This window comes from Streptomyces sp. NPDC048270 (assembly GCF_040652335.1).
GTDB lineage: Bacteria > Actinomycetota > Actinomycetes > Streptomycetales > Streptomycetaceae > Streptomyces.
Genome location: NZ_JBEZLV010000014.1, coordinates 80,843 through 105,545 on the forward strand (window position 1 = coordinate 80,843; position 24,703 = coordinate 105,545).

General features: G+C 75.5%; 20 protein-coding genes. 11 read left to right on the top strand and 9 right to left on the bottom strand.

What is annotated here, in order from left to right; all coding sequences use genetic code 11:
* Positions 1-194: 194 nt before the first annotated feature.
* On the bottom strand, positions 195-1,763 hold the full coding sequence (locus AB0D66_RS15150; RefSeq protein WP_362302203.1) for an aldehyde dehydrogenase (NADP(+)): 1,569 nt from the start codon (positions 1,761-1,763) through the stop codon (positions 195-197).
* A gap of 127 nt (positions 1,764-1,890) precedes the next feature.
* Between AB0D66_RS15150 and AB0D66_RS15155 the strand changes: the two genes are divergently transcribed.
* The 8 genes from AB0D66_RS15155 (at position 1,891) to AB0D66_RS15190 (ending at position 9,859) form a co-directional block, all read left to right on the top strand.
* Positions 1,891-2,673, top strand: a complete 783-nt coding sequence (locus AB0D66_RS15155) for an IclR family transcriptional regulator (RefSeq protein WP_362302206.1) — start codon at positions 1,891-1,893, stop codon at positions 2,671-2,673.
* A gap of 93 nt (positions 2,674-2,766) precedes the next feature.
* Positions 2,767-3,900, top strand: coding sequence for a hypothetical protein (locus AB0D66_RS15160; protein WP_362302208.1), 1,134 nt, complete (start codon positions 2,767-2,769; stop codon positions 3,898-3,900).
* Positions 3,897-5,171, top strand: coding sequence for a histidine kinase (locus AB0D66_RS15165; RefSeq protein WP_362302211.1), 1,275 nt, complete (start codon positions 3,897-3,899; stop codon positions 5,169-5,171). Before AB0D66_RS15160 ends, AB0D66_RS15165 begins: the two co-directional genes overlap by 4 nt.
* Positions 5,168-5,857, top strand: a complete 690-nt coding sequence (locus AB0D66_RS15170) for a response regulator transcription factor (protein ID WP_362302214.1) — start codon at positions 5,168-5,170, stop codon at positions 5,855-5,857. Before AB0D66_RS15165 ends, AB0D66_RS15170 begins: the two co-directional genes overlap by 4 nt.
* 62 nt (positions 5,858-5,919) lie before the next feature.
* Positions 5,920-7,368, top strand: a complete 1,449-nt coding sequence (locus AB0D66_RS15175; RefSeq protein ID WP_362302217.1) for a penicillin-binding protein 2 — start codon at positions 5,920-5,922, stop codon at positions 7,366-7,368.
* Between the two features lie 104 nt (positions 7,369-7,472).
* Positions 7,473-7,961 carry a GNAT family N-acetyltransferase gene (locus tag AB0D66_RS15180; protein ID WP_362302220.1) on the top strand — a complete coding sequence of 163 codons (489 nt, stop codon included), beginning with the start codon at positions 7,473-7,475 and terminating at the stop codon, positions 7,959-7,961.
* Between the two features lie 65 nt (positions 7,962-8,026).
* Positions 8,027-8,734 (top strand): DsbA family oxidoreductase, encoded by a 708-nt coding sequence (locus AB0D66_RS15185; RefSeq protein ID WP_362302223.1) that lies wholly within the window; start codon positions 8,027-8,029, stop codon positions 8,732-8,734.
* A 69-nt stretch (positions 8,735-8,803) separates the two neighbouring features.
* On the top strand, positions 8,804-9,859 hold the full coding sequence (locus tag AB0D66_RS15190; RefSeq protein ID WP_362302226.1) for an aminotransferase class V-fold PLP-dependent enzyme: 1,056 nt from the start codon (positions 8,804-8,806) through the stop codon (positions 9,857-9,859).
* Between the two features lie 16 nt (positions 9,860-9,875).
* Here the strand turns inward: AB0D66_RS15190 and AB0D66_RS15195 are convergent, their stop codons facing one another.
* The gene (locus AB0D66_RS15195) at positions 9,876-10,958 is read right to left on the bottom strand and encodes an aminotransferase class V-fold PLP-dependent enzyme (protein ID WP_362302233.1); all 1,083 of its coding nucleotides are present in this window, start codon (positions 10,956-10,958) and stop codon (positions 9,876-9,878) included.
* Positions 10,959-11,112: 154 nt separating this feature from the next.
* Between AB0D66_RS15195 and AB0D66_RS15200 the strand changes: the two genes are divergently transcribed.
* Together AB0D66_RS15200 and AB0D66_RS15205 are read left to right on the top strand one after the other, a co-directional pair.
* Positions 11,113-12,189, top strand: coding sequence for an amidohydrolase family protein (locus AB0D66_RS15200; RefSeq protein ID WP_362302432.1), 1,077 nt, complete (start codon positions 11,113-11,115; stop codon positions 12,187-12,189).
* A 287-nt stretch (positions 12,190-12,476) separates the two neighbouring features.
* Positions 12,477-13,388 carry an SCO1860 family LAETG-anchored protein gene (locus AB0D66_RS15205; RefSeq protein WP_362302236.1) on the top strand — a complete coding sequence of 304 codons (912 nt, stop codon included), beginning with the start codon at positions 12,477-12,479 and terminating at the stop codon, positions 13,386-13,388.
* A gap of 63 nt (positions 13,389-13,451) precedes the next feature.
* On the opposite strand, the gene AB0D66_RS15210 is transcribed toward AB0D66_RS15205, so the two are convergent.
* Both AB0D66_RS15210 and cobC read right to left on the bottom strand, forming a co-directional pair.
* Positions 13,452-14,699, bottom strand: coding sequence for a CapA family protein (locus AB0D66_RS15210; protein ID WP_362302239.1), 1,248 nt, complete (start codon positions 14,697-14,699; stop codon positions 13,452-13,454).
* 753 nt (positions 14,700-15,452) lie between these two features.
* On the bottom strand, positions 15,453-16,862 hold the full coding sequence (cobC, locus tag AB0D66_RS15215; RefSeq protein ID WP_362302435.1) for an Rv2231c family pyridoxal phosphate-dependent protein CobC: 1,410 nt from the start codon (positions 16,860-16,862) through the stop codon (positions 15,453-15,455).
* Between the two features lie 107 nt (positions 16,863-16,969).
* On the opposite strand from cobC, the gene AB0D66_RS15220 reads away from it, so the two are divergent.
* A complete protein-coding gene (locus tag AB0D66_RS15220; RefSeq protein ID WP_362302242.1) occupies positions 16,970-17,695 on the top strand; it encodes a ZIP family metal transporter in 726 nt (241 codons plus the stop codon).
* Between the two features lie 2 nt (positions 17,696-17,697).
* Here the strand turns inward: AB0D66_RS15220 and AB0D66_RS15225 are convergent, their stop codons facing one another.
* The 5 genes from AB0D66_RS15225 to AB0D66_RS15245 form a co-directional block, all read right to left on the bottom strand.
* Positions 17,698-19,188 carry a cobyrinate a,c-diamide synthase gene (locus tag AB0D66_RS15225; protein ID WP_362302245.1) on the bottom strand — a complete coding sequence of 497 codons (1,491 nt, stop codon included), beginning with the start codon at positions 19,186-19,188 and terminating at the stop codon, positions 17,698-17,700.
* On the bottom strand, positions 19,182-19,781 hold the full coding sequence (gene cobO / locus AB0D66_RS15230; protein WP_361765578.1) for a cob(I)yrinic acid a,c-diamide adenosyltransferase: 600 nt from the start codon (positions 19,779-19,781) through the stop codon (positions 19,182-19,184). Before cobO ends, AB0D66_RS15225 begins: the two co-directional genes overlap by 7 nt.
* Positions 19,781-21,904 carry a putative cobaltochelatase gene (locus AB0D66_RS15235; RefSeq protein WP_362302248.1) on the bottom strand — a complete coding sequence of 708 codons (2,124 nt, stop codon included), beginning with the start codon at positions 21,902-21,904 and terminating at the stop codon, positions 19,781-19,783. The genes cobO and AB0D66_RS15235 overlap by 1 nt, the downstream gene beginning before the upstream one ends.
* A 268-nt stretch (positions 21,905-22,172) precedes the next feature.
* Positions 22,173-23,693 carry a cobyric acid synthase gene (locus AB0D66_RS15240; RefSeq protein WP_362302251.1) on the bottom strand — a complete coding sequence of 507 codons (1,521 nt, stop codon included), beginning with the start codon at positions 23,691-23,693 and terminating at the stop codon, positions 22,173-22,175.
* Positions 23,690-24,649 (bottom strand): cobalamin biosynthesis protein, encoded by a 960-nt coding sequence (locus AB0D66_RS15245; RefSeq protein WP_362302254.1) that lies wholly within the window; start codon positions 24,647-24,649, stop codon positions 23,690-23,692. The genes AB0D66_RS15240 and AB0D66_RS15245 overlap by 4 nt, the downstream gene beginning before the upstream one ends.
* Positions 24,650-24,703 lie beyond the last annotated feature (54 nt).

The following is a 24,703-nucleotide window of genomic DNA, read 5'->3' on the forward strand; positions in this document are numbered from 1 at the left end:
GCGGCTTCGGGGCGGCTTCGGGGCGGGCTGGGGCCGGCCGCCGGCCGAAGGGCCGCCGGCCGCGGGTGGGCCGGGGCGGCCTCCGGACGGGTGCGGGCGGGGCCGCCCGGGGCGGGGCCTGCCGGAGCCGGTGGTCCGGGCGGGCCCGCCGGTCCCGGTGGTCCGGGCGGTCCCGCCGGTCCCGGCGGGCCCCGTCAGCTTTCGGAGGCTCCCGCGGCTCCCGCGGCTCCCGCGGCTCCCGTCACGCGGCGCGGCAGCCCGAGCGGGTTGGCCTCGCGCAACTCGGGCGGAAGCAGGGCGTCCGGCACCGACTGGTAGACCACCGGGCGCAGCCAGCGCTCGATCGCGGTCCCGCCGACCGAGGTGGAGTGGGAGGTCGCCGCCGGGTACGGGCCGCCGTGGTGCTGGGCCGGGGCCACCGCCACCCCGGTCGGCCAGCCGTTGACCACGATCCGGCCCGCCAGCTCCGTGACCTGCCCGATCAGCTCGGAGGCCGGGCCCGGCGCGCCCTCGGTCTCGGCGGCCGACAACTGGAGGGTCGCGCTCAGGTTCCCGCCCAGCCGCCCGAGCACCGCCGCCGCCTCGCGCTGGTCGGCGTACCGCACGACGACGGTGACGGGACCGAAGCACTCCTCCAGCAGCACCTCGTACGCCCCGCCCGGGGCGCTGTCGAGGATGCGGGCGGCCGCCACGGTCAGATAGCCGGCGCCGACGGTGTGCTCACCGCCCGATCCCGGAGTGACGGGTGCCTCGACGCCCGCCAGCGCGGCCCGCTCGCGCACTCCGGCGACGAAGTTCTCCCGCATCCGGTGGTCGAGCAGCACCCCCGGCTCGGTCTCCCCGAGCGCCTTGGTGAGCGCGCCCGCGAGGCGGTCGCCCGCCGCGCCCTGGGGGACCAGCACGAGGCCGGGCTTCACGCAGAACTGGCCCACGCCGAGGGTGACCGAGCCCGCGAGCCCGCTGCCGATCTCCTCGGCGCGCTCGACGGCCGCGGCCGGGGTGACCACCACGGGGTTGAGCGAGCCCAGCTCACCGTGGAAGGGGATGGGCACGGGCCGGGCGGCCGCCGCGTCGAACAGGGCGCGCCCGCCCCGGATGGAACCGGTGAATCCGGCGGCGGACACCAGCGGGTGGCGGATCAGCGCCAGGCCGGCGTCGAACCCGTGCACCACGGAGACGACTTCGGCCGGGAGCCCCGAGGCGACGGCCGCCCGGCGCAGCAGCGAGGCGCACAGCTCGGAGGTGGCCGGGTGGTCGGGGTGCGCCTTGACGACCACCGGGCAGCCGGCGGCCAGCGCGCTCGCGGTGTCCCCGCCGGGGACGGAGAAGGCGAGCGGGAAGTTGGAGGCGGCGTACACCGCGACGACGCCCAGCGGCACCTTGTAGCGGCGCAGTTCGGGGCGCGGCGGGCTGAGCGAGGGGTCGGCGCGGTCGATCCGGATGTCGAGGTGGGAGCCGTCCTCCAGCGCGTCGGCGAAGGCGCGCAGCTGGCCGGTGGTGCGGGCCAGCTCTCCCGTGAGCCGGCCCGGGCCCAGCGCGGTCTCGGCGTCGGCGGCCTCGACGACGTGCGCGGCGGCTGCGTCGAGCAGGTCGGCGGCGGTGCGGAGGAAGGCGGCGCGGGCGGCGGAGTCGGCGAGCGCGCCGCGGGCGGCGTGGGCGTTCCGTACGGCTTCGTCCACCTCCTGGGGTGTGGCCTCGACCGCAACCTGTTCGCGCTGCTTCCCGGTGCGGGGGTCCACACTCCAGACTGGTGTCGTTGTCATGGCCCACTGCCTCCTGGATCGTTCAGTATTCTGAACGCCGTTCCGGTGGATGAATGATCACATCTGCTGTGGACTCTATTTCCGCGTCCTCGGCGTGACAAGAGGCGGCCAGAGGGGAAGCAGGCGCATGACGACGACCGAATCGGGGGGCACGGTCCCGGCGTCGCCGGTCAAATCGGCGGTGCGGACGGTCCTGTTGCTGGAGCACTTCGCGGCGCGGCCGGGGCTGCACAGCCTCGCCGACATCCAGAACGACCTCTCCCTCCCCAAGTCCAGCCTGTACATGCTGCTGCGCACGCTGGTGAACCTGGGATGGGTGGAGACGGACGCGACGGGCACGCGCTACGGCATCGGCGTCCGGGCGCTGCTGGTCGGCAGCTCGTACATCGACGGCGACGAGGTGGTGGCGGCCGCCCGGCCCTCCCTGGACCGGCTTTCCGACGACACGACGGAGACCATCCACCTGGCCCGGCTGGACGGGACGAGCGTGGTCTACCTCGCGACCCGCCCGTCCCGGCACTACCTGCGGCCCTTCACCCGGGTCGGGCGGCGGCTGCCGGTGCACTCCACGGCGCTGGGCAAGGCGCTGCTGGCCACGCACACGGACGAGGAGGTGCGGGCCCTGCTGCCGCGGCGGCTGGAGGCGGTCACCGAGCACACCGTGACGGACCGGGAGCGGCTCATCGAGGAGCTGGCGCTGGTGCGGGAGCAGGGCTACGCGGTGGACCGGGAGGAGAACACGCTCGGGCTGCGCTGCTTCGGGGTGGCGGTGCCCTACCGCACGCCCGCCCGGGACGCGGTGAGCTGCTCGGTGCCGGTGGCGCGGCTGACGGCGGAGCACGAGCAGGCCATCAAGGCGGCCCTGTTCGAGGCGCGGGACCGGCTGTCGGTGGTCACGCGGCGGATGTGACGCGCCGGAGGGGGTGATTCCTCCCCCGGCCGGGGGAGGCGGTTCCCCATGGAGGGGGAGGCGGTGGGGCGGCGCGGGCGGGACCGTTGGTGCATGACCACACGAGCCGTTCACGCGACGTACGCGACGCAGCCGCCGAGCCCCGGCCCGAGCCCCGGTCCGATCTCCGGCCCGATCCCCGGTCTGGGGACCGGCCCGATCCCCGGACCGGGGACCGGCCCGATCCCCGGACCGGGGACCGGCCCGAGCCCCGGGCCGGGGACAGGCCGGCGGATCCTGCGGGCGGCGGCCATCGCCGCCACCGTGCCCTATCTGGCGCTCAAGACCGCCTGGCTGGCCGGGAGTCAGATCGGCATACCGGCCGGCAGCGCGCTGAGCGAGCCCAGCCTGTTCCTCACCGCGGCCAACTCCGTCACGCTGGCCATGGACGCCTGCGTGGTCCTGCTCGTGCTGGTGCTCACCCGCCCCTGGGGCCTGCGGGTGCCGTCCTGGCTGCTGACCGTCCCGGTCTTCTTCGCGACGGGGCTGCTGGCCCCGATCCTCCTCGGCTATCCGGGCCAACTGCTCATACGGCTGCTCGGGGCCGGGGCCGGGGCCGAGCCGGCCGCGGCGAGCGGGGGGCAGCCCTTCCTGGAGCCCTGGGTCTTCCACGTCGTCTACACCGGGTTCACCGTCCAAGGACTCGCCCTGGCCGGTCTGTTCGTGCCCTATGCGCGGGAGCGCTGGGGCCGGCGCAGGCCGGGTGCGCCGGGGCCGGGGTCCTCCCCGGACGGAGTCCGGGGGAGGCTGCCGTCGCCCACGGGGGTGGTGGCGGCGGCCTCGGCGGCGGCCGGGATCGCGGTCGCGGCGGTGCAGGCGTACTGGGCCTTCGGCGGCACGGCCTGGCTGGGGGCCGAGCGGGCGGCCGCGTACTCCGCGGAGGCGGGCGCGGCCACGGCCGTCCACGGGGTGTGCGCGCTGGCCGCGGGAGCCGGGGCCGTCCTCCTGGCCCGGGGCGGGCAGCACCGGGCGCGAGGGCCGCGGTGGGCGCTCGGTGCCGCCTGGATCGGTTCGGGCGCGACGCTGAGCTGGGGGACGTGGCTGCTGATCGCCGCGCTGGGGCCGGAGTTGGACGGGGGAGGAGGGCCCGGCGGGGTGGTCCTGCTGACCTACGCTGGGCAGATGATCACCGGACTGCTCTCGGCCGCCGTTCTCATACGGTTCCTCACGGCCGCCCGCGTCGAGTGAACCGGCTGTTCGGCGCCCGGGCCAGGCTGCGCTGGATCCACCTGATACTCGGCGGGGCCCTGCTGATGCCCTACTTCCTCCTCGCCCAGGTGGGGGTCGGCATGGCGGCCGGCGGGGTCAACGCCCTCAGCTCCCTCCCGCTCACCCTCGCCGCCTACGCGGCCGCCCTGCCCCTGGCCGCGGTGACCGCCGTGTACGGGCTGGTCCGGCCGCTGTCCGTGGCCGCCGTGCGGGCCATGTGCGCGGTGCCGGGGGAGCGGCTCGCCGCCGGGCCGGCGCGGTCCTGGGCCGCCCGGGGCCGGACCTCGGCCTGGTGGACCCTGCACCTGGGGGTGGGCGCGGTGGTCAGCGGGATGACCCTCGCTGTCCCACCCATGGCGGTGGCGCTGATCGCGCTGCCGTTCGCGGGCGGGCTGCGGGACGCCGGGCTCGGGCTGGGCCGGCTCAGTACCGGGGCCGAACCGTATCTCGCCCCGCTGCTCGGGGCGGGCCTGCTGGGCGGGCTCGCGCTGTGCGCCGCCGGAGCCGGGGCGCTGCTGGCCCGGCTGGCGCCCGTACTGCTGGGGCCGACGGCGGCGGACCGGCTGGCCGCCGCCGAGGAGCGGGCCGCCGACCTGGCCGTGCGCAACCGGCTGGCCCGGGAGCTGCACGACGCGGTCGGGCACGCGCTGAGCGCCGTCACCCTCCAGGCGGCCGCCGCCCGGCGGGTGCTCGACAGCGACCCCGGGTTCGTCCGGGAGGCGCTGGCCGCCATCGAGGACACCACCCGGCGGACGGTGGGCGAACTGGACGCCGTCCTCGGCCTGCTGCGGGACGGCGACCCGGCCCGGCGGGACGCCGCGCCCGCGCCGACGCTGGCCGCCGACCTCGACGGGCTGCTGTCCCGCACCCGGGCCTCGGGCACCCCCGTCACCGCCCACCAGGACCCCGGCCCCGGCCGGGACTGGGCGCACCTGCCGGCGATCGCCTCCCGCGAGGCGTACCGGATCGTCCAGGAGGGCCTCAGCAACGCGCTGCGCCACGGCGCGGGACCCGTGGACCTGCGGGTTCTCGTACGGGACGCGGCCGGGACCGGACACCGCGAACTGGAGATCACCATGACCAACCCGCCCGCCGCACCGCCACACGGGGAGCCGCGCACCACCGGGGGCCGCGGACTGCGCGGCGCCGCAGAACGGGCCGCCCTGCTCGGCGGCCGCGTCGAGGCCGGCCCGCACGGGGACCGGTGGCGGCTGCGAGCCGTCCTGCCACTCGCGGAGGACGCCCGATGACCGTGCCGAACGCGCCCGCCGCGGCGGGCCGGCCCCCGCTGCGCATCGTGCTCTGCGACGACGAGCGGATGGTGCGCACCGCCCTGCGGGTCATCCTCGAGGCCGAGGACGACCTGGAGGTAGTCGGCGAGGCGGCCACCGGGGTGCAGGCCGTCCCCCTGGTCCGCTCCCTCGCCCCGGACGTGGTGCTGATGGACGTCCGGATGCCCGAGATCGACGGGATCCGGGCCACCGAGCAGATCCTCGCGACCATGGCCGAGCCGCCGCGCATCGTGGTCGTCACCACCTTCGAGAACGACGCCTACGTCTACGGGGCGCTGCGCGCGGGTGCCGCCGGGTTCCTCCTCAAGCGGGCCGATCCCGACGAGCTGATCGGCGCGGTCCGGCTCGTCGCCCGCGGCGACTCGGTGCTCTACCCGGCCGCCGTCCGCTCCCTCGCCGCCGCCCACACGGCCGCCGCCGCGCCCGCTGCCGCACCCTGGGTGGCCCGGCTCACCGGCCGGGAGGCCGACGTCCTGCGGCTGATGGCCACCGGGCTGTCCAACCACGAGATGAGCGAGCGCCTCGGGGTCGGACCCCAGACGGTCAAGACCCACGTCGCCGCGGTCCTCGCCAAGACCGGAGCCCGGGACCGGACCCAGGCCGTCATCGCCGCGTACGAGGGCGGCTTCATGAAGAAAAGCTGAGAACCCCGCCACAATCGGGGCAGAGCGGAACGGCCGGGGCCGTTGGTACGTCCTTCTGGGGGATGAACAAGACGATCAGGCGTGCGTCGGTCTTCTGCCTGCTCCTGGTGCTGGCCCTGCTGGTCCGCGTCACCTGGGTGCAGGCATACCAAGGCCAGGCCCTCGCAGACGACAAGCACAACCGGCGCAACCTCATCGGGCAGTACGAGAACCCGCTGGGCAACATCATCGTGGGCGGGGAGGCGATCACGGGCTCGACGAAGACGGGCGGCAAGGACTTCGGGTACAAGCGGACCTACACCGACGGCCCGCTCTACGCGCCGATCACCGGCTACAGCTCCCAGGCCTACGGCACGACCATGCTGGAGGGCGTCTACAAGAACATCCTCAACGGCTCCGACAGCCGGCTGAAGACCATGATGGACATGCTCACCAACAAGCGGGCCGACCCGGGCAACGTCCTGACCACCATCGACCCGGACGTGCAGAAGGCCGCGTACGACGCGCTCCAGGGCAAGCAGGGTGCCGCCGTCGCCATCGACCCCGCGACGGGCGCGATCCTCGGCGTCGTCAACAACCCCTCCTTCGACCCGGGCCGGATCACGGGCGCCAACGACAAGGAAGCCTGGGCGGAACTCTCCGCCGACAAGGGCAAGCCGATGGAGAACGTGGCCCTGCGCAAGCCGCAGGCCCCCGGTTCCACCTTCAAGCTGGTCACGCTCGCCGCGGCGATCGAGAACGGGCTGGTCACCGACATCGACCAGCCGACCGGCATCCCCGACCCGTACACGATCCCCGGCACCCGCACCCCGCTGCCCAGCGAGGCGGGCTCGGCAGCCTGCAACAACGTTTCTCCGCGCACCGCCATGCGGCTGTCCTGCAACAACGTCTTCGCGGAGCTGGCGTACAAGCTGGGCCAGGACAAGATGCGCGCCATGGCCGAGAAGCTCGGCTTCAACACGCAGATCGACACCCCGGTCCGCACCAACCCGCCCAGCAAGTACCCCTCGAAGAAGATGTCGATCGACCAGGTCGCGCAGACGGGCATCGGCCAGTTCGACGTCCAGGCCACCCCGCTGCAGATGGCGATGGTCACGGCCGCGATCGAGAACGGCGGCAAGCTCGTCGCCCCGCACATGGTCTCCGAGGTCACCGACGCCGGGGGCACCGTGCTGGAGAGCTTCAAGGACCCCAAGTCCCAGCAGGTGATGAAGGAGAAGACCGCCTCGATGCTCCGCGACGCCATGCGGACGGTGGCCAGCGAGGGCGGCGGCAAGCCGGCCCAGGTGGCGGGCGCCGAGGTGGGCGGCAAGACCGGCACCGCCCAGCGCGGTGTGAACAACAGCCTGTCGCCGCTGGCCTGGTTCACCTCGTACGGGAAGCTGAACGGCAAGCAGATCGCCGTGGCCGTCGTGATCGAGCGGTCCGACACCGACCGTTCCGAGATCGGCGGCGGCAGGCTGGCCGCCCCCGTCGCCCAGAAGATGATGGAGGCGTGGCTCAAGAAGTAGCCACGCGGGCGGCGGCCGTCCGGAACGGACGGCGGCGGGCGCACACGCGGTACGGCGGCGGACGCGCCGGGAACCGGCACGGTTCCCGGCGCGTTCTCCTTTCCGTGATCAGGACCGCGCGCCCCGCAGACCTCGACGCCATCACAGCCCTCCACACCAGGGCCCGGGCCACCTACTACCGGGGCCGGGTCCCCGAGGAGACCTACGCCGGCGAACCGCACCGCGCCCTTGCCCGCGAGGCGTGGTCCCGCGCCGTCGCCCGCCCCGCCGCCGAGGGCGGGGTGCTGTGCGCGGAGCAGGACGGCGAGGTCACCGGTGTCGCCGCCTTCCTCACCGCGGACGGCGAGACCACCCTCACCCAGCTCCACGTCGATCCCGCCCACTGGCGCCGCGGCACCGGCGCCGCCCTGCATGCGGCCTGCCTCGACGCCTGGCGCCGCGCCGGAATCGAGCGGGTCCGCCTGGAGGTGTACGCGCACAACCTCCGCGCCCAGGCCTTCTACGCCACCCGCGGCTGGCTCCCGGACCCGGCCCCGGCGCCCGCCCACTCCGGCTCCCACCTGACCCTCTGGCTGACGGTGTCCGGGGAATGAGACGCACTTCCGGGTGGTTGAAGGGGGAACTGTCTGTTCACCCGTCCGGAGAGAGAAGAAGGAACATGCGCGTCGAGATCTGGAGCGACATCGCCTGCCCGTGGTGCTACATCGGCAAGGCCCGTTTCGCCAAGGGGCTGGCCGAGTTCGCGCACCGCGACGAGGTGGAGGTCGTCTTCCGGTCCTTCGAGCTCGACCCGAACGGCGCCAAGGGCGTCACCGCGCCCGTCCTGGAGATGCTCGCCAAGAAGTACGGCCGCACCCTCGACGAGGCGCGCGCCATGGAGGAGCACGTCGCGGCGAGCGCCCGCGCCGAGGGCCTGGAGTACCGCACCGACGGGCGTGACCACGGGAACACCTTCGACATCCACCGCCTGCTGCACCTGGCCGCGGCCCGCGGCCGTCAGGAGGAGCTGCTCGACCTCGCCTACCGGGCCAACTTCGCCGAGGAGCGGTCCGTCTTCGACCCCGAGGTGCTGGTCGCCCTCGCCGTGGAGGCGGGGCTGGACGAGGCCGAGGCGCGCACCGTCCTCGCCGACGACTCCGCCTACGCCGCGCAGGTCCGCGCCGACGAGCGCGAGGCCGCCGAGCTGGGTGCGAACGCCGTGCCGTTCTTCGTGCTCGACCGCCGCTACGGGATCTCCGGCGGCCAGCCGGCCGAGGTGTTCACCCGCGCCCTGGAGCAGGCGTGGGCCGGCCGGGAGGTCGAGGAGCCTGCGGCGGGCGCCGAGGCGTGCGAGCCCGACGGGGCGTGCGCCGTCCCCCAGGTATAAGCATTCCTTGAGGGTGGCGTACAAAATTAGGCAATGGACTTTGGGTCGCTCGCGGAGCAGAGTGGACCCATGGATCTTCCCATCGCCGAAGCGGTCCGGGCCGAGTTCGCCCATTCCACCGTCTACCTCAACACCGCCACCTGCGGGATCCTCCCGCGTTCCGCCGTCGCGGCCGTACGTGAGCTGGCCGACGCGGCGGGCGCCGGGATCCCGACCGGATTCGGCGACTTCGACCGCGTGAACCGGGTCCGGGCCGCCTTCGCCCGGCTGGTCGGGGTCGACGTCGAGAGGGTGGCCGTCGGCTCGGCCGTGGCCACCCATGTCGGGCTGGTCGCCGCGTCCCTCCCCGCCGGAGCCGAAGTGCTCTGCCCGGAGGGCGAGTTCGCCTCCGTCATCAACCCCTTCGTGGTGCGCGGAGACCTCAAGGTGCGCTTCGCACCGCTGGAATCCCTGGCCGAAGCCGTCGGCTCGGGCACCGCGCTGGTCGCGCTGAGCGCCGTACAGTCCGCCGACGGGCGGACGGCCGACCTGGCCGCGGTCCGCGCCGCCACCACCGCGCACGGCGCCCGCATGCTGGTGGACGCGACCCAGGCGGCGGGGTGGCTGCCCTTCGACGCCTCGCCGTACGAGTACACGGTCACGGCCGGCTACAAGTGGCTGCTCGGCGCCCGCGGGGCCTCGTACCTGACCGTGTCGCGGGAGGCCCAGGACACCCTGACCCCGCTGCACGCCGGCTGGGTGGCGGCGGAGTCCATGTGGGAGGCCACCTACGGCCCCATGCCGGAACTGGCCCACGGAGCCCGGCGGTTCGACGAGTCCCCCGCATTCCTCGCCTACCACGCGGCCGAGGCCTCCTTGACCCTGCTGGAGCGGATCGGCGTCGGGCAGCTCCACGCCCACAACACGGCCCTGGCCGACCGCTACCGGGCCGGGCTCGCCCGCCTGGGCCGCGAGCCCGTGCCCGGCGGGGGCGCCATCGTCTCGGTGCCCGGCCTCGCCGACCGGCAGGAGGCCCTGCTGGCGGCCGGCATCGCCACCGCCGCCCGCGCGGGCGCCCTGCGGGCCTCGTTCCACCTCTACAACACCGAGGCCGACGTCGACCGGCTGCTGGACGTCCTGGCCTGAGGCCCCGCCGGGCCGGTCAGCCGAGCGCCTCGGCCCAGGCCGTCCCCGCCGCGGCGAGGGCCGCGGCGGGCTCGGCGCCCAGCGCGGTCGCCAGGGCGGTGAGCGCGGCCCCGACGGCGGGCAGCGAGGCCGCCGTGCCGTAGTGGTTGACCCGGACCATCTCCCGCGCCAGCGCCCCGCCTCCCGCGGCGAGCGGCGCCGCCGGGTCCGCGGCCAGCGCCTTGGCCACCACCAGCGAGGCGTCCGCGACCCGCAGGGTCGTGGCCACCGGGGCGGCCTCCGCCACCCGGCCCACGTACGGGGCCGCCCCGAGCTCGGCCGCACCCGCGCGGGTCGCCGCCGCGGCCGCCGCGTGGCGGGCCGTCACCGAGGACAGCCCCTCCCGCGCGATGCGGTCCAGGCAGGCCTCCAGCGCCAGCATCTCCAGCTGCGCGGGAGCGTGCGGCAGCGCCTTGCGCCCGGCGTCGATCCAGCGCTCCTTCCAGTCCAGCAGCGACAGGTAGGAGCGGCGCGGGGCCGCCGGATTCTGCGCGAACCGGTCCCACGCCCGCTCCGAGACGGACACCGCGGACACGCCCGCCGGGCCGCCCATCGCCTTCTGCGCCCCGATCACGCACAGGTCCACGCCCCACGCGTCCGGCAGCAGCGGCTCCGCGCCCACCGAGGCCACCGCGTCCAGCATGAACAGGGCCCCGTGAGCCCGTACGGCCTCACCGATCTCCGCGACCGGGTTCGTGTTGCCGGTCGCCGCCTCCGCGTGGACCAGCGAGACGAAGTCGATCTCCGGGCGCTCGGCCAGTGCCCGCGCCACCTGGCCGGCCGTCACCGCGGTGTCGAAGGGGACCGCCAGGTCCACGACCGTCGCGCCGCAGTCGCGCAGCCAGTTGCCGAAGGTGGTGCCGTACGGCCCGGTGACCACGTTCAGCGCCGTCGAGCCGGGCTGCGCGCCCGAGCGGATGCACCCCTCCAGCGGCAGCAGCGCCTCGCCCTGGGTGATCACCACGTCCTGCCGGGTGGCGAGGAGCTCGGCGACCCCCCGCTCGATCGACGCGAAACGCTCGGCGGTGAGCGGCGGGAGGTCCAGCAGGGGGTGGGTCACGGTGGTGCTCTCTTCGTCCGGGGCTACCCGCAGAGCGTATCGAGCACGCCCGTACAGTGCCGACATGAGCGATGTGAGCGACGTGGGCGGGGCGGACGGCGTGAACGGTGCGGGCGGCCCGAGCGGTGCGGGCGACGTGGGCGGGGCGGACGGTGTGCTGCACGTGAAGGGCCGGGTGCTGGTCGGGCCCGACGAGGTCCGCGACGAGCTCTGGGTGGTCGGGGGCCGGATCTCCTACGAGCGCCCGCGCGGTGCCCGGGAGGTCACCACGGTGTCCGGCTGGGCCCTGCCCGGGCTGGTCGACGCGCACTGCCACGTCGGTCTGGACGCCCACGGCCCGGTCGACGCCCGGACCGCCGAACGCCAGGCCCTGACCGACCGCGACGCCGGAACCCTCCTCATCCGTGACGCGGGATCCCCCTCCGACACCCGCTGGATCGACGACCGCGAGGACCTGCCGAAGATCATCCGGGCGGGCCGGCACATCGCGCGCACCCGCCGCTACATCCGCAACTACGCGCACGAGATCGAGCCCGCCGACCTCGTCGCCTACGTCGGCCGCGAGGCGCTGCGCGGCGACGGCTGGGTGAAGCTGGTCGGCGACTGGATCGACCGCGAGGCCGGCGACCTGGCGGCCTGCTGGCCGCGCGCCGAGGTGGAGGCGGCCATCGCCGAGGCGCACCGGCTGGGTGCCCGGGTCACGGCGCACTGCTTCGCGGAGGACTCGCTGCGCGATCTCGTCGAGGCGGGCATCGACTGCGTCGAGCACGCCACCGGCCTCACCGAGGACACCATCCCGCTGTTCGCGGAGCGGGGGGTCGCGATCGTGCCGACCCTCGTGAACATCGCCACCTTCCCGAAGATGGCGGCGGGCGGCGAGGCGAAGTTCCCGCGCTGGTCGGCGCACATGCGCAGGCTCCACGAGCGGCGCTACGACACCGTCCGCGCCGCCTACGACGCGGGCATCCAGGTGTACGTCGGCACCGACGCGGGCGGCTCCCTGCCGCACGGCCTCGTGGCGGCCGAGGTCGGGGAACTGGTGAAGGCCGGCATCCCGGCGCTGGACGCCCTCTCGGCGACGGCCTGGGCGGCGCGCGAGTGGCTCGGACGGCCGGGGCTCACCGAGGGCGCGCCCGCGGACCTCGTGGTCTACGCCGCCGACCCGCGGGCCGACGTACGGGCGCTCGCGCAGCCCCTGCGGGTCGTGGTGAACGGCAGGGTCCGCGCCTGAGGGCTCCGGCGGCGGTCGGCGGGGTGTTGACGGCGCGTGACGTCCGCCGCCGAGCGGTCGTTAGGACTGCTCGCGCCCCTCGTGTGTCTGCGACAGGAGGGAACTCGCGTTCCTTCTGAGGCGTAGAAATTCGAATGTATGCGTGGAAACCACCCTTTGGGGTGAACTCACGTCAGGTGGCTGCCCGTTCACTCACAGTGCGTAAAGATTCCGGGGACGAGGCCGTCGGCGCGCGATGTCCCCCATGGCGGCGCGACGGCACCCATCTCCCTGGGGGTTCCACCACCTTGAACAGCAACACCTTCCGCATGCCCGCGGCCGTCCTGCTCGCCACGGGAGCGGTCGCCCTGCTCACCGCCCCGCCCGCGCTCGCCACGGGAGGCGGCGGGACCGGGGGCGAGGGCAAGGCCGGCGCCGTCGTCCTGCGCGCCGGACTCGACGTGGGCCTGCTCAACAAGACCGTGCACATTCCGCTGAAGACGACCCTCAACGAGGTGAGCGCCCCGGCGACGGCCGAGAAGACGGCGCTGGCGGTCACCCTGGACGGGGTCGAGGGAGGCAAGCCGGTCAGCGTGCTCCGCGCCGACGTCGCCACCTCCAAGGCGACCGCCGACAAGAACCGGGCCGAGGCGGAGGCCAACCTCGCCAAGGCGCGGGTGCACGTGCCGGGCCTGCCGGCGCTCTCGCTCATCGAGGTGGAGAAGGTCACCTCCAAGGCCGTCTGCGAGGCGGGCAAGCAGCCGGTGGCCACCTCGAACGTCCTCGGGACGGTCACCGCGCTCGGCAAGAAGGTCACCCTGTCGGCGGGCGGCCCCACCAAGGTCGAGGTGCCGGGCGTGGGCCTGGTCAGCCTGGAGCTGTCCGGCACCCGGACCACCTCCACGACGGCCGCCGCGACCGCACTGCGCCTGAAGGTGTCGGTGAACCCGCTGAAGCTGAACGTGGCCGAGGTGGAGGGCGAGATCGTGCTCGCCGAGGCGCACTGCGAGTCCCCGGCGGCCCCGGCCCCCGCCCCGTCCTCGAAGCCCGACGTCAAGCCGCAGACCGCGACGGGCAAGGGCTCGGCCGTCACCACCGACGCCAACCTGGCCGAGACCGGCGGCGGTTCGCTGACCCCGTACGTCGCGGGAGGCGCGCTGGTCCTGCTCGGGATCGGCGGGGGCGCGCTCGTCGTGACGCGCCGGGGCCGGGCCTCGTAGCGCACCGCCGCCGGGCCGCCGCCCGCGGAACACCCGGAGGGGAGTGTTCGGCGGGCGGCGCGCTCAGCGGGTGGCGTGCTCCAGGCCCTGGCCGGCCGCGCCGCGGGACAGCACGGCCTCGGTGACCTGCTCGTCGATCCGGGCGTACTCGCTCCGCTTGGCCGCGGGGAGCGTGGTGTCGGAGGCCGCGCAGGAGGCGCAGACGACGCGGAACGGCGGGCCCATGTCCGAGTACTGCGTGAGGAACTCGGCCTTCACCACCTCCCAGCGGCCCGCGTGGGCCGCCGCCGGGGCGAAGGTGAACCGGGGCACCGACGACTGGTTCCCGCGCAGCTTGTCGGCCGGCACGAAGCTGGCGACCTGGTCGCCCATGCCGAAGACCACCCAGGTGCCGTTGATCTTCTCGTAGGGCTGCGGCACGTGGTTGTGGGTGCCGATGACCAGATCGATGTCGGGGAGCCCGTCGGGCCCGCGGGAGGCGGTCAGCGCCTGCGCGAGCTCGCGCTGCTGCTCATCGGGGGAGGTCTGCCATTCGGTGCCCCAGTGGACGCTGAGCACCACCACGTTCGCGCCGCCGGCCCGGGCCGCACGGGCGTCGGCGAGGATCCGGTCCTTGTCGATCAGGTTCACGGCCCACGGCTTGCCCTCGGGCAGGGGGATGCCGTTCGTGCCGTACGTGTAGTCCAGCTGGGCGACCTTCGCGCCGCCGGCCGACATCAGGGCCGGGGCCTTGGCCTCCTCCGCGCTGCGGGCGGAGCCGACGTGCGGGATGCCGACCCGGTCGAGGTGATCGAGGGTGCGCGCGAGGCCTTCGTAGCCGTCGTCCAGGGTGTGGTTCGAGGCGGTGGAGCAACTGTCGTACCCGGCGTCCTTCAGGGCGTCGGCCAGCTGGTGCGGGGCCTTGAAGAGCGGGTAGCCGGTGTAGGGGCCGCCGGGGCGGCCGTACGGTATCTCGTGGTGGCACAGGGCCAGGTCGGCGCCGGAGACCAGGGGTTTGACACCGGCGAATATCTTCCGGAAGTCGTAGTCGCCGGCCGTGCCGGCATCGTCCGCGGACCGCTGGATGATCGACGGGTACGGGATGATGTCGCCGGTCGCCACGAGCGTGAACGGCCCCTGCCCTTGCCCTTGCCCTGGCCGGGCGGGTTCGGGGGAGGCGGCGCTCGCCGCCGGGGCGGGCCCGCTCCCGAGCCGCTGCTCCGGCGCCGCCGCCCTGCCGCCGTGGTCGAGGAGCCGCGGCCCTACGAGGAGCCCGCCGCCCACGACGGCCAGCCCGGCCACGGCCGCGCCCATGCGTGCGGATGTCTTCATCGCTGCCCCCTGTACGCGACCCCGGCGGCCCCGTGCACCCGCCCCCGAGCCGCCATCGTAGGCGCGCCCGCCGCTCCGCGCCTTTCCAGGCCGTGCCCCCAGGACACCTTCCGGCCCGCGCCCGGCCAGCTCCGCACCGCCGCCCGCCCGGCCCGCGCCCAGGCCACGCCCCGGCGCGCATGGGTGCCGAACCGGCGCACCCCCCGGCCCGGACACACCGGGCCCCGGATACCCCCGGGCCCCGGACCGGCGGGCGGCGGGCAGAACCTGGTGGCCCACGCCCGGGAGCAGCCCGCTGGCTCGGGCGGGTGTGCTCCGGCTGGTCCGCCCCCGGGGCCGGGTCCGGCGTGTGGCGGGCAGGGCCGGGTGGCGCAGGTGCGGGAGCAGCCTGCCGGTTTGGGCGGGTGTGTTCCGGCCGGGGTCGCCCCCGGGGTCGGTCCGGCGTGTGGCGGGCAGGGCCGGGTGGCCCAGGTCCGGGAGTAACCAGCCGGTTTGGGCGGGTGTGCTCCGGCTGGTCCGCCCCCGGGGTCGGTCCGGCGTGTGGCGGGCAGGGCTGGGTGGCGCAAGTCCGGGAGTAACCAGCCGGTTTGGGCGGGTGTGCTCCAGCCGGTCCGCCCCCGGGGCCGGGTCCGGCGTGTGGCGGGCAGGGCCGGGTGGTGCAAGTCCGGGAGCATCCTGCCGGTTCGGGCGGGTGTGCTCCAGCCGAGGTCGCCCCCCCCCGCAGGTGTGTTCCGGCCGGGCCCCCCGGCCGGGTCAGCCGGTGGTCAGGGTCAAGGCGTGGTCCAGGGCCTGCAGGAGGCGGCCCGTCGTGGCCCGGTCGCGGACCGCCAGGCGCAGCCAGGACTCGTCCAGCCCCGGGAAGGTGTCCCCGCGGCGGACGGCGAAGCCCAGCGCGCGCAGCCGGGCGCGCACCTGCGCGCCGCCCGTCACCCGGATCAGGACGAACGGCCCCTGCGCCGCCTCCACCACCGTGACCTCGTCGAACTCGGCGAGGCCGGCCAGCAGATGGGCCCGGTCCACCGCGATCCGCCGCGCCGCCTCCTCCGCCTCGGCCAGCGCCGCCGGAGCCACACAGGCCTCGGCCGCCACCAGCGCCGGGGTGGACACCGGCCACAGCGGCTGGGCCGCGGCCAGCTTCGCGATCACCTCCGGCTCGGCCAGCACGTAGCCGATCCGCAGCCCCGCCAGGCCCCACGTCTTGGTCAGGCTCCGCAGCACCACCAGCCCGGGCAGGTCCGTCCGCCCGGCCAGCGCCTCGCGTTCGCCCGGGACCGCGTCCATGAACGCCTCGTCCACCACCAGGATCCGGCCCGGCCGGGCCAGCGCGGCCAGCGCGGCCGCCGGGTGCAGGACCGACGTCGGGTTGGTCGGGTTGCCGACCACCACCAGGTCCGCCTCCTCGGGCACCGCCGCCGGGTCCAGCCGGAATCCGTCCGCCGCGCGCAGCACCACCCGCTCCACCCGGTGGCCGGCGTCCCGCAGCGCCGCCTCCGGCTCGGTGAACTGCGGGTGCACCACGACCGGCCGGGCGGCCTCCAGTGCCCGCGCGATCAGTACGAAGGCCTCCGCGGCCCCGGCCGTCAGCAGCACCCGGTCCACGGGCAGCCCGTGCCGCCGCGCCACCGCCGCGCGGGCGGACCGGCCGTCGGGGTAGGCGGCGAGGTCCCCGAGGGAGGCGGCGATCCGCTGCCTGAGCCACTGCGGGGGCGTGTCCGCCCGTACGTTGACCGCGAGGTCCACCAGGTCGGAGCCCGCGTCGATCACCTCCGCGTCGCCGTGGTGGCGCAGGTCGTGCGCCCGCGCCGTGGCCACCGCGCAGGTCGCGGCCATCGACCGGCGCTTCGGGACGAGGAGTTCGCCGCCGCCCGCGAGCGCCGCGGCCTCCGCCACCGAGGGGGTCCCGGCGGAGGTGCGCACCGCCTCCGACGGATGCGGCACGTCGATCGAGGCCAGCTGTTCGGCGGGGTAGCCGATGAGCGGAACGCCGAATCGTTTCGCCGCGCCCGTCAGCCCCGCCTCCTGCGCCTTCGAGTCCACCGTGGCCAGCGCCTTCACCGCCTCCGAGGCCAGCCCGGCCCCCCGCAGCGTCTCCTCGACCAGGGCGCAGACCTCCGCCACGGAAACCCCCGCGCGCCCGCCGACCCCGACCACCAGCTGTGTCACGTACTCGCCCACCGGGGCCCTCCCTGCGTAGTCATCGTCAACAGTCCGCCGCCCGCCACCCGGGCGCGGAAGTGCGCGCGGGCCGGGGAATCGGTATTCAGGGGCACATGGCCGTGATCGTGGCACTGGGCGCGTTCCTGATGACCCTGGCGGGCGGATGGGCGGCGCAACGCGTCACCGACCGCCGCCACCTCGTGCTGGGACTGGCGGGCGGGCTGATGCTCGGCGTCGTCGGCCTGGACCTGCTGCCGGAAGCCCTGCACGCGGCGGGCCGCGAGGTGTTCGGCGTCCCGCTCGCCCTGCTGCTCTTCGTGGCCGGGTTCCTCGTCGCGCACGTCGTGGAACGGCTCCTCGCCGTCCGCCAGGCCGCGCACGGAGCGGAGGACGGGGCCCGGGTCCCGCAGGTCGGGCTCACCGCGGCCGCCGCGATGGTCGGCCACAGCCTCGCCGACGGGGTGGCCCTGGGGGCCGCGTTCCAGGTCGGCGGGGGGATGGGGGTGGCCGTGGCGCTGGCCGTCATCACCCACGACTTCGCCGACGGGTTCAACACCTACACGCTGACCCGCCTGTACGGCAACGCCCGCCGCAAGGCGCTGATGATGCTCTTCGCGGACGCCGCCGCCCCCGTGGTGGGCGCGGCGTCCACTCTGCTGTTCACCCTTCCGATGGAACCGCTCGGCGCGTACCTCGGCTTCTTCGGCGGGGTCCTGCTGTACCTGGCGGCCGCCGAGATCCTGCCCGAGGCGCACCACGAACACCCCGCCCTGTCCACGCTGATGTGCACGGTGGGCGGGGTGGCCGGGATCTGGCTCGTGGTCGGCCTCGCGGAGTGATCTCACGGCCGGGCCGCCGCCGCCCCGACGAAGCGCAGGGCGACGGACGGCTGCGCGGCCCAGTGCGTGTGCAGGTAACTGGCGTGCACGCCCTGCCGTACGAAGCCCTCGACGCGGCGCTCCGGGTGCGTGAACCCCCACGCCGGGGCCGCACCGGCGCCGGGCTCGACCACGGTCCGGTGGAACTCGTGCCCGCGCAGCCGGGTTCCGGCCGCCGCGAGGGCGCTGTCGGAGACCGCCACGGCCTCGCGGTAGCCCAGGGTGAGGCGCTCCGACATGCGGGCGTCCGCGTCGAGCACCCCGCACATGGGCTTCCCGTCCAGGGACCGCGCGAGGTAGAGCAGGCCGGCGCACTCGGCGGCGAGCGGGCCGCCGGCCGCGGCGAAGGCGGCCACGGCCGCGCGCAGGGGCTCGTTGGCCGACAGCTCGGGGGCGTACACCTCGGGGAAGCCGCCGCCGATGACCAGGCCGGAGGTTCCCTCCGGCAGCGCCTCGTCCCGCAGCGGGTCGAAGGCGACGACATCGGCCCCGGCGGCCGTCAGCAGCTCGGCGTGCTCGGCGTACGAGAACGTGAACGCGGCCCCGCCGGCGACGGCGACCACCGGTCGTGGACCGGGGCTCGGCCCCAGCCCCCGCGCCTCGCCCGCCGCCGAGGCCGGATTCTGGCTGATGGCGTCCGCCGGGCGCGGCCGTTTCAGCCCCTCCGGCGTTTGGGGAGCGGGGTCTGGGGCGGAGCGCCGGCTGTGCGCCAGCGCAGTCGCGGGCGACCAGGCTTCGCACGGCAGGGCCGGGGCCGTGCGGGCCAGAGCCATCAGCGCGTCGAGGTCGCACCCGGCCCGGACCTGCTCGGCCAGCGCGGCCACCGAGTCCAGCGCATCGGCCCGCCGCTCGGCGACCGGCACCAGACCCAGGTGCCGTGACGGCGCGGCCACCTGCGGAGCCCGCCGCAGCACGCCGAGCACCGGCATGCCGGCCTCCTCCAGGGCCTCCCGCAGCATCACCTCGTGCCGGTCGGAGCCGACCTTGTTCAGGATCACGCCCCCCAGCCGCACCTGCGGGTCGAAGGACGCGAAGCCGTGCACCAGCGCCGCCACCGACCGCGACTGCGAAGAGGCGTCGACGACCAGCACCACCGGCGCCCGCAGCAGCTTCGCCACCTGCGCGGTCGACGCCAGTTCACCCCGGCCGGCGGCTCCGTCGTACAGGCCCATCACGCCCTCCACCACCGCGAGGTCGCACCCGGCGGCCCCGTGCGCGAACAGCGGAGCGACCAGCTCCGGCCCGCACATGAAGGCGTCGAGGTTGCGGCCCGGACGGCCGGTGGCCAGCGCGTGGTAGCCGGGGTCGATGTAGTCGGGCCCGGCCTTGTGCGGGGACACGGCCAGGCCGCGTTCCGAGAAGGCCGCCATCAGGCCCGTCGCGACGGTGGTCTTGCCGCTGCCGGACGACGGCGCGGCGATGACCAGCCGGGGCACGTTCACGGACGTCACCACTCGATGCCTCTCTGGCCCTTCTGGCCGGCGTCCATCGGGTGCTTGACCTTGGTCATCTCGGTGACGAGGTCCGCGAACTCCAGCAGCTTCTCCGGCGCGTTGCGGCCGGTGATCACCACGTGCTGGGTGCCGGGACGGTCGCGCAGCACCTCGATGACCTCGTCGACGTCGATCCAGCCCCAGTGCATCGGGTACGCGAACTCGTCGAGCACGTACAGCTTGTGCGTCTCGGCCGCCAGGTCCCGCTTGACCTGCTCCCAGCCCTCCTTGGCCGCCTGCTCGTTGTCGAGCTGCGCGTCCCGCTGGACCCAGGACCAGCCCTCGCCCATCTTGTGCCAGACCACGGAGCCGCCCTCGCCGGAGGCGCCGAGCACCTTGAGCGCGTTCTCCTCGCCGACCTTCCACTTCGCCGACTTGACGAACTGGAACACCCCGATCGGCCAGCCCTGGTTCCAGGCGCGCAGCGCCAGCCCGAAGGCCGCCGTGGACTTGCCCTTGCCCGGGCCGGTGTGGACGAAGACGAGCGGACGGTTGCGGCGCTGGCGCGTCGTGAGCCCGTCGTCCGGAACGACGGTCGGCTGTCCCTGCGGCATTACGCGGCCCTCCTGTGGGAGTCGGAAGCGGAAGATGACACTGCGGTACGTACGTTCTTCACGAGCCCGGCCAGCGAGTCGGCCCGCAGCCCGTCGAGGCTGACGGCGGGCCCGCCGAGATCGGCGGCCAGCACCCCGGCCAGCCCCAGCCGGACCGGCCCGCTCTCGCAGTCCACGACCACGGACGCCACGCCCGCGGCCTGGAGCAGCCGGGCGCTGCGCCCGGACAGCTCGCGCGGGTCGCCGCCGACGGCACCGGCCGAGGTGGCCCTCCCGTCGGTGACGACCACGAGCAGCGGCCGTCGCGAGGGGTCCCGGAGCCGCTCGATCCGCAGCACCTCGTGCGCCTTCAGCAGCCCGGCGGCCAGCGGGGTGCGGCCGCCGGTCGGCAGCTTCTCCAGCCGGGCCGCGGCCGCGTCCACCGAGGAGGTGGGCGGCAGCGCCAGCTCGGCCGCCGCGCCGCGGAAGGTGATCAGACCGACCTTGTCCCGGCGCTGGTAGGCGTCCAGGAGCAGCGACAGCACGGCGCCCTTGACCGCGCTCATCCGCTGCCGGGCAGCCATCGAGCCCGAGGCGTCGACGACGAAGAGGACGAGGTTGCCCTCGCGGCCCTCCCGCGTGGCCTGGCGCAGGTCGTCCTTGCGGATCACCAGGCCGCGCCCGGCGCGGCCGCGGGCCTTCTGGTGCGGGGCGGCCGCGTGCACGGTGGCCGCCAGGTGCAGCTTCGTGAGCTGGCCGGCGGGGCGCTGGGCGCCGGTGGTCCGGCCGTGGGCGGTGCGGGCGCGCGAACGCCGCCCGGCGGCGCCCTCGCCGAGGCCGGGCACGCTCAGCATCTTGGTACGGAACGGCTCCGCGGCCCGTACGGCGGCCTGTTCGGGACCGCCGGCCCCCTGGGCGGAGGGCTGCGGGGCCTCGGGGGCGTCCGCCGGCGCCTCCTCGGGGGTGTCGGCCGGCGCCTCGGGGGCGTCGGCGGTCTCCGGCGGGGTTCCGGCTTCGGTCTGGGGGCCCGATCCCTGCGGGGGCACCCCGCCGCCCCCGCCGTCGGGGCCGCCGCCGTCGTCCTCGGGGCCCTCGGGCTCCGGCTCGGGCTCGGGCTCCGGCTCGGGGTCCTCGTCGGGGAAGCGGTCGAGGATCTCGTCCAGCTTGTCCTCGTCGAGGCCCGGCGCGTCGAAGGGGTTGCGCCGCCGCCGGTGGGGGAGCGCCAGCAGGGCGGCCTGGCGGACGTCCTCCTTCAGCACCTCGGTCCGCCCGGCCCAGGCGGCCAGCGCCGTCGCGGTCCGGGCCATCACGATGTCCGCCCGCATGCCGTCGACCTCGAAGCCGGCGCAGGTCGCGGCGATCCGCAGCAGCGCCGTGTCCCCGAGCCGGACCTGCGGGAGCAGCGCCCGCGCCGCCACCACCCGGGCGCGGACCTCGTGTTCCTCGTCGGCCCAGCGGGTCGCGAAACCGGCCGGGTCGTCCTCGTACGCCAGCCTGCGGCGCACGACCTCGACGCGCTGGGCGGGCTCGCGGGAGGCGGCGACCTCCACGGTGAGCCCGAACCGGTCCAGGAGCTGCGGGCGCAGCTCGCCCTCCTCGGGGTTCATGGTGCCGACGAGCAGGAACCGTGCGGCGTGCCGGACGGAGACCCCCTCGCGCTCCACGTACGAGGCCCCCATCGCGGCGGCGTCGAGCAGCAGGTCGATGAGGTGGTCGTGGAGCAGGTTGACCTCGTCGACGTACAGGATGCCGCGGTGCGCGTCGGCGAGCAGGCCGGGCTCGAAGGCCTTCACGCCCTCCGCCAGGGCCCGTTCGATGTCGAGGGCCCCGACGAGGCGGTCCTCGGACGCCCCGACGGGCAGCTCCACCATGCGGGCGGGCCGCGCGGCGCCGGCGCCGGGCTCGTGCGGGCCGTCCGGGCAGGCCGGATCCGGCGCGGCCGGGGCGCACGAGAACCGGCACCCGGGCACCACGTCGACCTGCGGGAGCAGCGCGGAGAGCGCGCGCACGGCGGTGGACTTGGCGGTCCCCTTCTCGCCGCGCACGAGCACACCGCCGACGGCCGGGCTCACGGCGTTGAGCAGCAGCGCCAGGCGGAGGTCGGACTGGCCGACGACCGCGGTGAACGGGTAGGGCGTGCTCACGTGTGGCTCACTCCTTGGTGTGGTGCGATGGGCTGAGCGGCGCGGGTGCGGGGGCCGCTGCGCGGGGCCTCCCCGCCCCTTCTCCGTTTCCCGGGGCTCCCCAGACCCCGCACCTCGAACGCCGGCGGGGCCGGATGGCCCGGAGGGCGATTCCAGCCGCGCGGCGATCGAGCGCACGGGCGCGCAGCGCACGTACGGGGGGCCGGGGACTTGCCCCCGGTTTCGGGAAGGGGCGGGGTGGGGAAAGCCGTCCGCAGGGCCCGGCCCCTCACGGCGCGCCCGGCGGGAGGAACGGGAGGCCCGCCGGGGCCCCGGTCTCGATCAGCCGGAGCAGGGCGTCCGTGTCCGCGTGCTCCGCGATCAGGTCGCCCAGCAGGTCCAGCTGCTCCTCCCGCAAGGAGGCGAAGGACGTGTCCGGAGCCGGGACGAAGCGGCGGCCGGCGGCCGCGGCCACCTCGCGCAGGAACGCCCGGCGGAAGCCGTCCGACTCCAGCGAGCCGTGCCAGTGGGTGCCCCACACCGCGCCGACCCGGCAGCCGTCCAGGAAGGGGTCCCCGCCCAGCACTTCGGCCACGCCGTGGTGGATCTCGTACCCCGCGACCTCCTCGCCCAGCGCCGAACCCACCGGCCGGGCCAGGGTCTTCTCCCGCTCGAAGCGGACGCGCACGGGCAGCAGGCCGAGCCCGTCCACCGCTCCCGCCCGCGATTCGACCTCGTCCTCGATGTGCTCGCCGAGCACCTGGAAGCCGCCGCAGATCCCGAGCACCGGCCGGCCCTCGGCGGCCCGCCGGGCCAGCGCGGCCGCCAGCCCGCGCTCGCGCAGCCAGGCGAGGGCCTTCACGGTGCCGCGCGTCCCCGGTACGACGACTAGGTCCGCGTCGGCCAGTTCCTCGGCCCGGTCCACGAAGCGCACGACCACCCCGGGCTCCGCCGCGAGCGCGTCCACGTCCGTGAAGTTCGACATCAGCGGCACCGCGCACACCGCGACCCGCAGCACGTCCTCGCCCACGGGCGGCGCCACCACGGACTCCCGTACCGCTCCCCGCAGGGAGACCCGCAGCCCGTCCTCCTCGTCGATGCCCAGCCCGTGCTGGAAGGGCAGGACCCCGAAGGTGGCGCGCCCGGTCAGGCCGCGGAGCATCTCCATGCCCGGCTCCAGCAGCGAGACGTCGCCGCGGAACTTGTTGACCAGGTATCCGGCGATCAGCGACTGGTCCTCCGCGGACAGCAGAGCCGTCGTGCCGAAGAAGGAGGCGAAGACCCCGCCCCGGTCGATGTCCCCGACCACGACCACCGGGAACCGCGCGGCCCGCGCGATGCCCATGTTCACGATGTCGGTCCGGCGCAGGTTGATCTCGGCCGGACTGCCCGCCCCCTCGCAGATCACGGCGTCATACGTGCCCCGCAGCTGCTCCAGGCAGTCCGTGACGATGCCGAGGAGCTGCTCCTGCCGGCCGCCGTGGTAGCCGCGGGCGCTCATCTCGCCCACCGGCTTGCCCAGCAGCACCACCTGGCTGCTGCGGTCGCTGCCCGGCTTGAGCAGCACCGGGTTCATCAGCGCGGTCGGCTCCACGCCGGCCGCCTGGGCCTGCATGGCCTGGGCGCGGCCGATCTCGGCCCCCTCCCGGGTGACGAAGGAGTTCAGCGACATGTTCTGCGCCTTGAAGGGCGCCACCTTCACGCCCTGGCGGGCCAGCCAGCGGCAGATGCCCGCCGTGACCACGCTCTTGCCCGCGTCCGACGTGGTTCCGGCGACCAGCAGTCCGCCGCCGCGCTTCGCGCCACTCATGCGCGCCCCCTCCGTATGGTCCGTGCGACCAGCATCCGGGCCGCCACACAGGTCCCCAGCGCCAGCCAGGTCACCTGCCGCGACAGCCGTACCGCCCGCTCTATGTCCGCGACCTCCACGGGCCGCCCCGAGGCGCCGTTGAGCACCGCCCGGTGTTCGACCCGGCCCCCGTACGCCAGGGTGCCCCCCAGCCGGACGCCGAGCGCCCCCGCGAAGGAGGCCTCCACGGGCCCGGCGTTCGGGCTCGGGTGCCCGGCGGCGTCCGCGCGCCAGGCCCGTACGGCTCCCCGCCGGTCGGGTCCGGCCGCCACGGCGGCCAGCGCGGTCAGCCGGGCCCCCGGCCAGCCCGCCAGGTCGTCGAGCCGGGCGGACGCCCAGCCGTAGCGCAGGTAGCGGGGGGACTTGTGGCCGACCATCGCGTCCAGGGTGTTCACGGCACGGAAGGCCAGCAGCCCGGGGACCCCGGCGACGGCCCCCCACACCAGGGCGCCGACCACGGCGTCGGAGGTGTTCTCCGCGACCGACTCCACGACGGCGCGGGCCATCTGCTGCCCGTCCAGGGACTGCGGGTCGCGTCCGCACAGGTGCGGCAGCCGCTCCCGGGCCACCTCGGCGTCCCCGGCGGCGAGCGCGCCGCCGATGGCGCGGGCCTCCCGGCCCAGCGAGGTGCCGCCGACGACGGCCCAGGTGGCGGCGGCGGTCAGGGCGATACGGGCGGCCGCGGGGCGGGAGCGCACGGCGCGGGCGCCCAGCGCGCCGACGGCGGTCGCGCCCCCGGCGCAGACCAGGGTGTGCAGGAGGCCGCGGGCGCGGTCGTCGCGCCACAGGGCGCGCTCGACGGCGGCGGCGGCTCGTCCGAAGGCGGCCACGGGGTGCCCCCGGCGCGGATCCCCGAGGATCCGGTCGCCGATCAGGCCCGCCGTGACGCCGTACGCGAAGACGCGATCGGCACGCATGGTGGCAGGTATGTCCTCACTCAGGGTCCGCGCCCTGGTTCGACGTGTCCGGCG

Coding starts and splice junctions, on each gene's coding strand:
- AB0D66_RS15240 (WP_362302251.1), bottom strand. CDS start 23,693: ATGAGTGGCGCGAAGCGCGGCGGCGGACTGCTGGTCGCCGGAACCACG.
- AB0D66_RS15155 (WP_362302206.1), top strand. CDS start 1,891: ATGACGACGACCGAATCGGGGGGCACGGTCCCGGCGTCGCCGGTCAAA.
- AB0D66_RS15210 (WP_362302239.1), bottom strand. CDS start 14,699: ATGAAGACATCCGCACGCATGGGCGCGGCCGTGGCCGGGCTGGCCGTC.
- AB0D66_RS15160 (WP_362302208.1), top strand. CDS start 2,767: ATGACCACACGAGCCGTTCACGCGACGTACGCGACGCAGCCGCCGAGC.
- AB0D66_RS15170 (WP_362302214.1), top strand. CDS start 5,168: ATGACCGTGCCGAACGCGCCCGCCGCGGCGGGCCGGCCCCCGCTGCGC.
- AB0D66_RS15220 (WP_362302242.1), top strand. CDS start 16,970: ATGGCCGTGATCGTGGCACTGGGCGCGTTCCTGATGACCCTGGCGGGC.
- AB0D66_RS15245 (WP_362302254.1), bottom strand. CDS start 24,649: ATGCGTGCCGATCGCGTCTTCGCGTACGGCGTCACGGCGGGCCTGATC.
- AB0D66_RS15190 (WP_362302226.1), top strand. CDS start 8,804: ATGGATCTTCCCATCGCCGAAGCGGTCCGGGCCGAGTTCGCCCATTCC.
- AB0D66_RS15150 (WP_362302203.1), bottom strand. CDS start 1,763: ATGACAACGACACCAGTCTGGAGTGTGGACCCCCGCACCGGGAAGCAG.
- AB0D66_RS15185 (WP_362302223.1), top strand. CDS start 8,027: ATGCGCGTCGAGATCTGGAGCGACATCGCCTGCCCGTGGTGCTACATC.
- cobO (WP_361765578.1), bottom strand. CDS start 19,781: ATGCCGCAGGGACAGCCGACCGTCGTTCCGGACGACGGGCTCACGACG.
- AB0D66_RS15175 (WP_362302217.1), top strand. CDS start 5,920: ATGAACAAGACGATCAGGCGTGCGTCGGTCTTCTGCCTGCTCCTGGTG.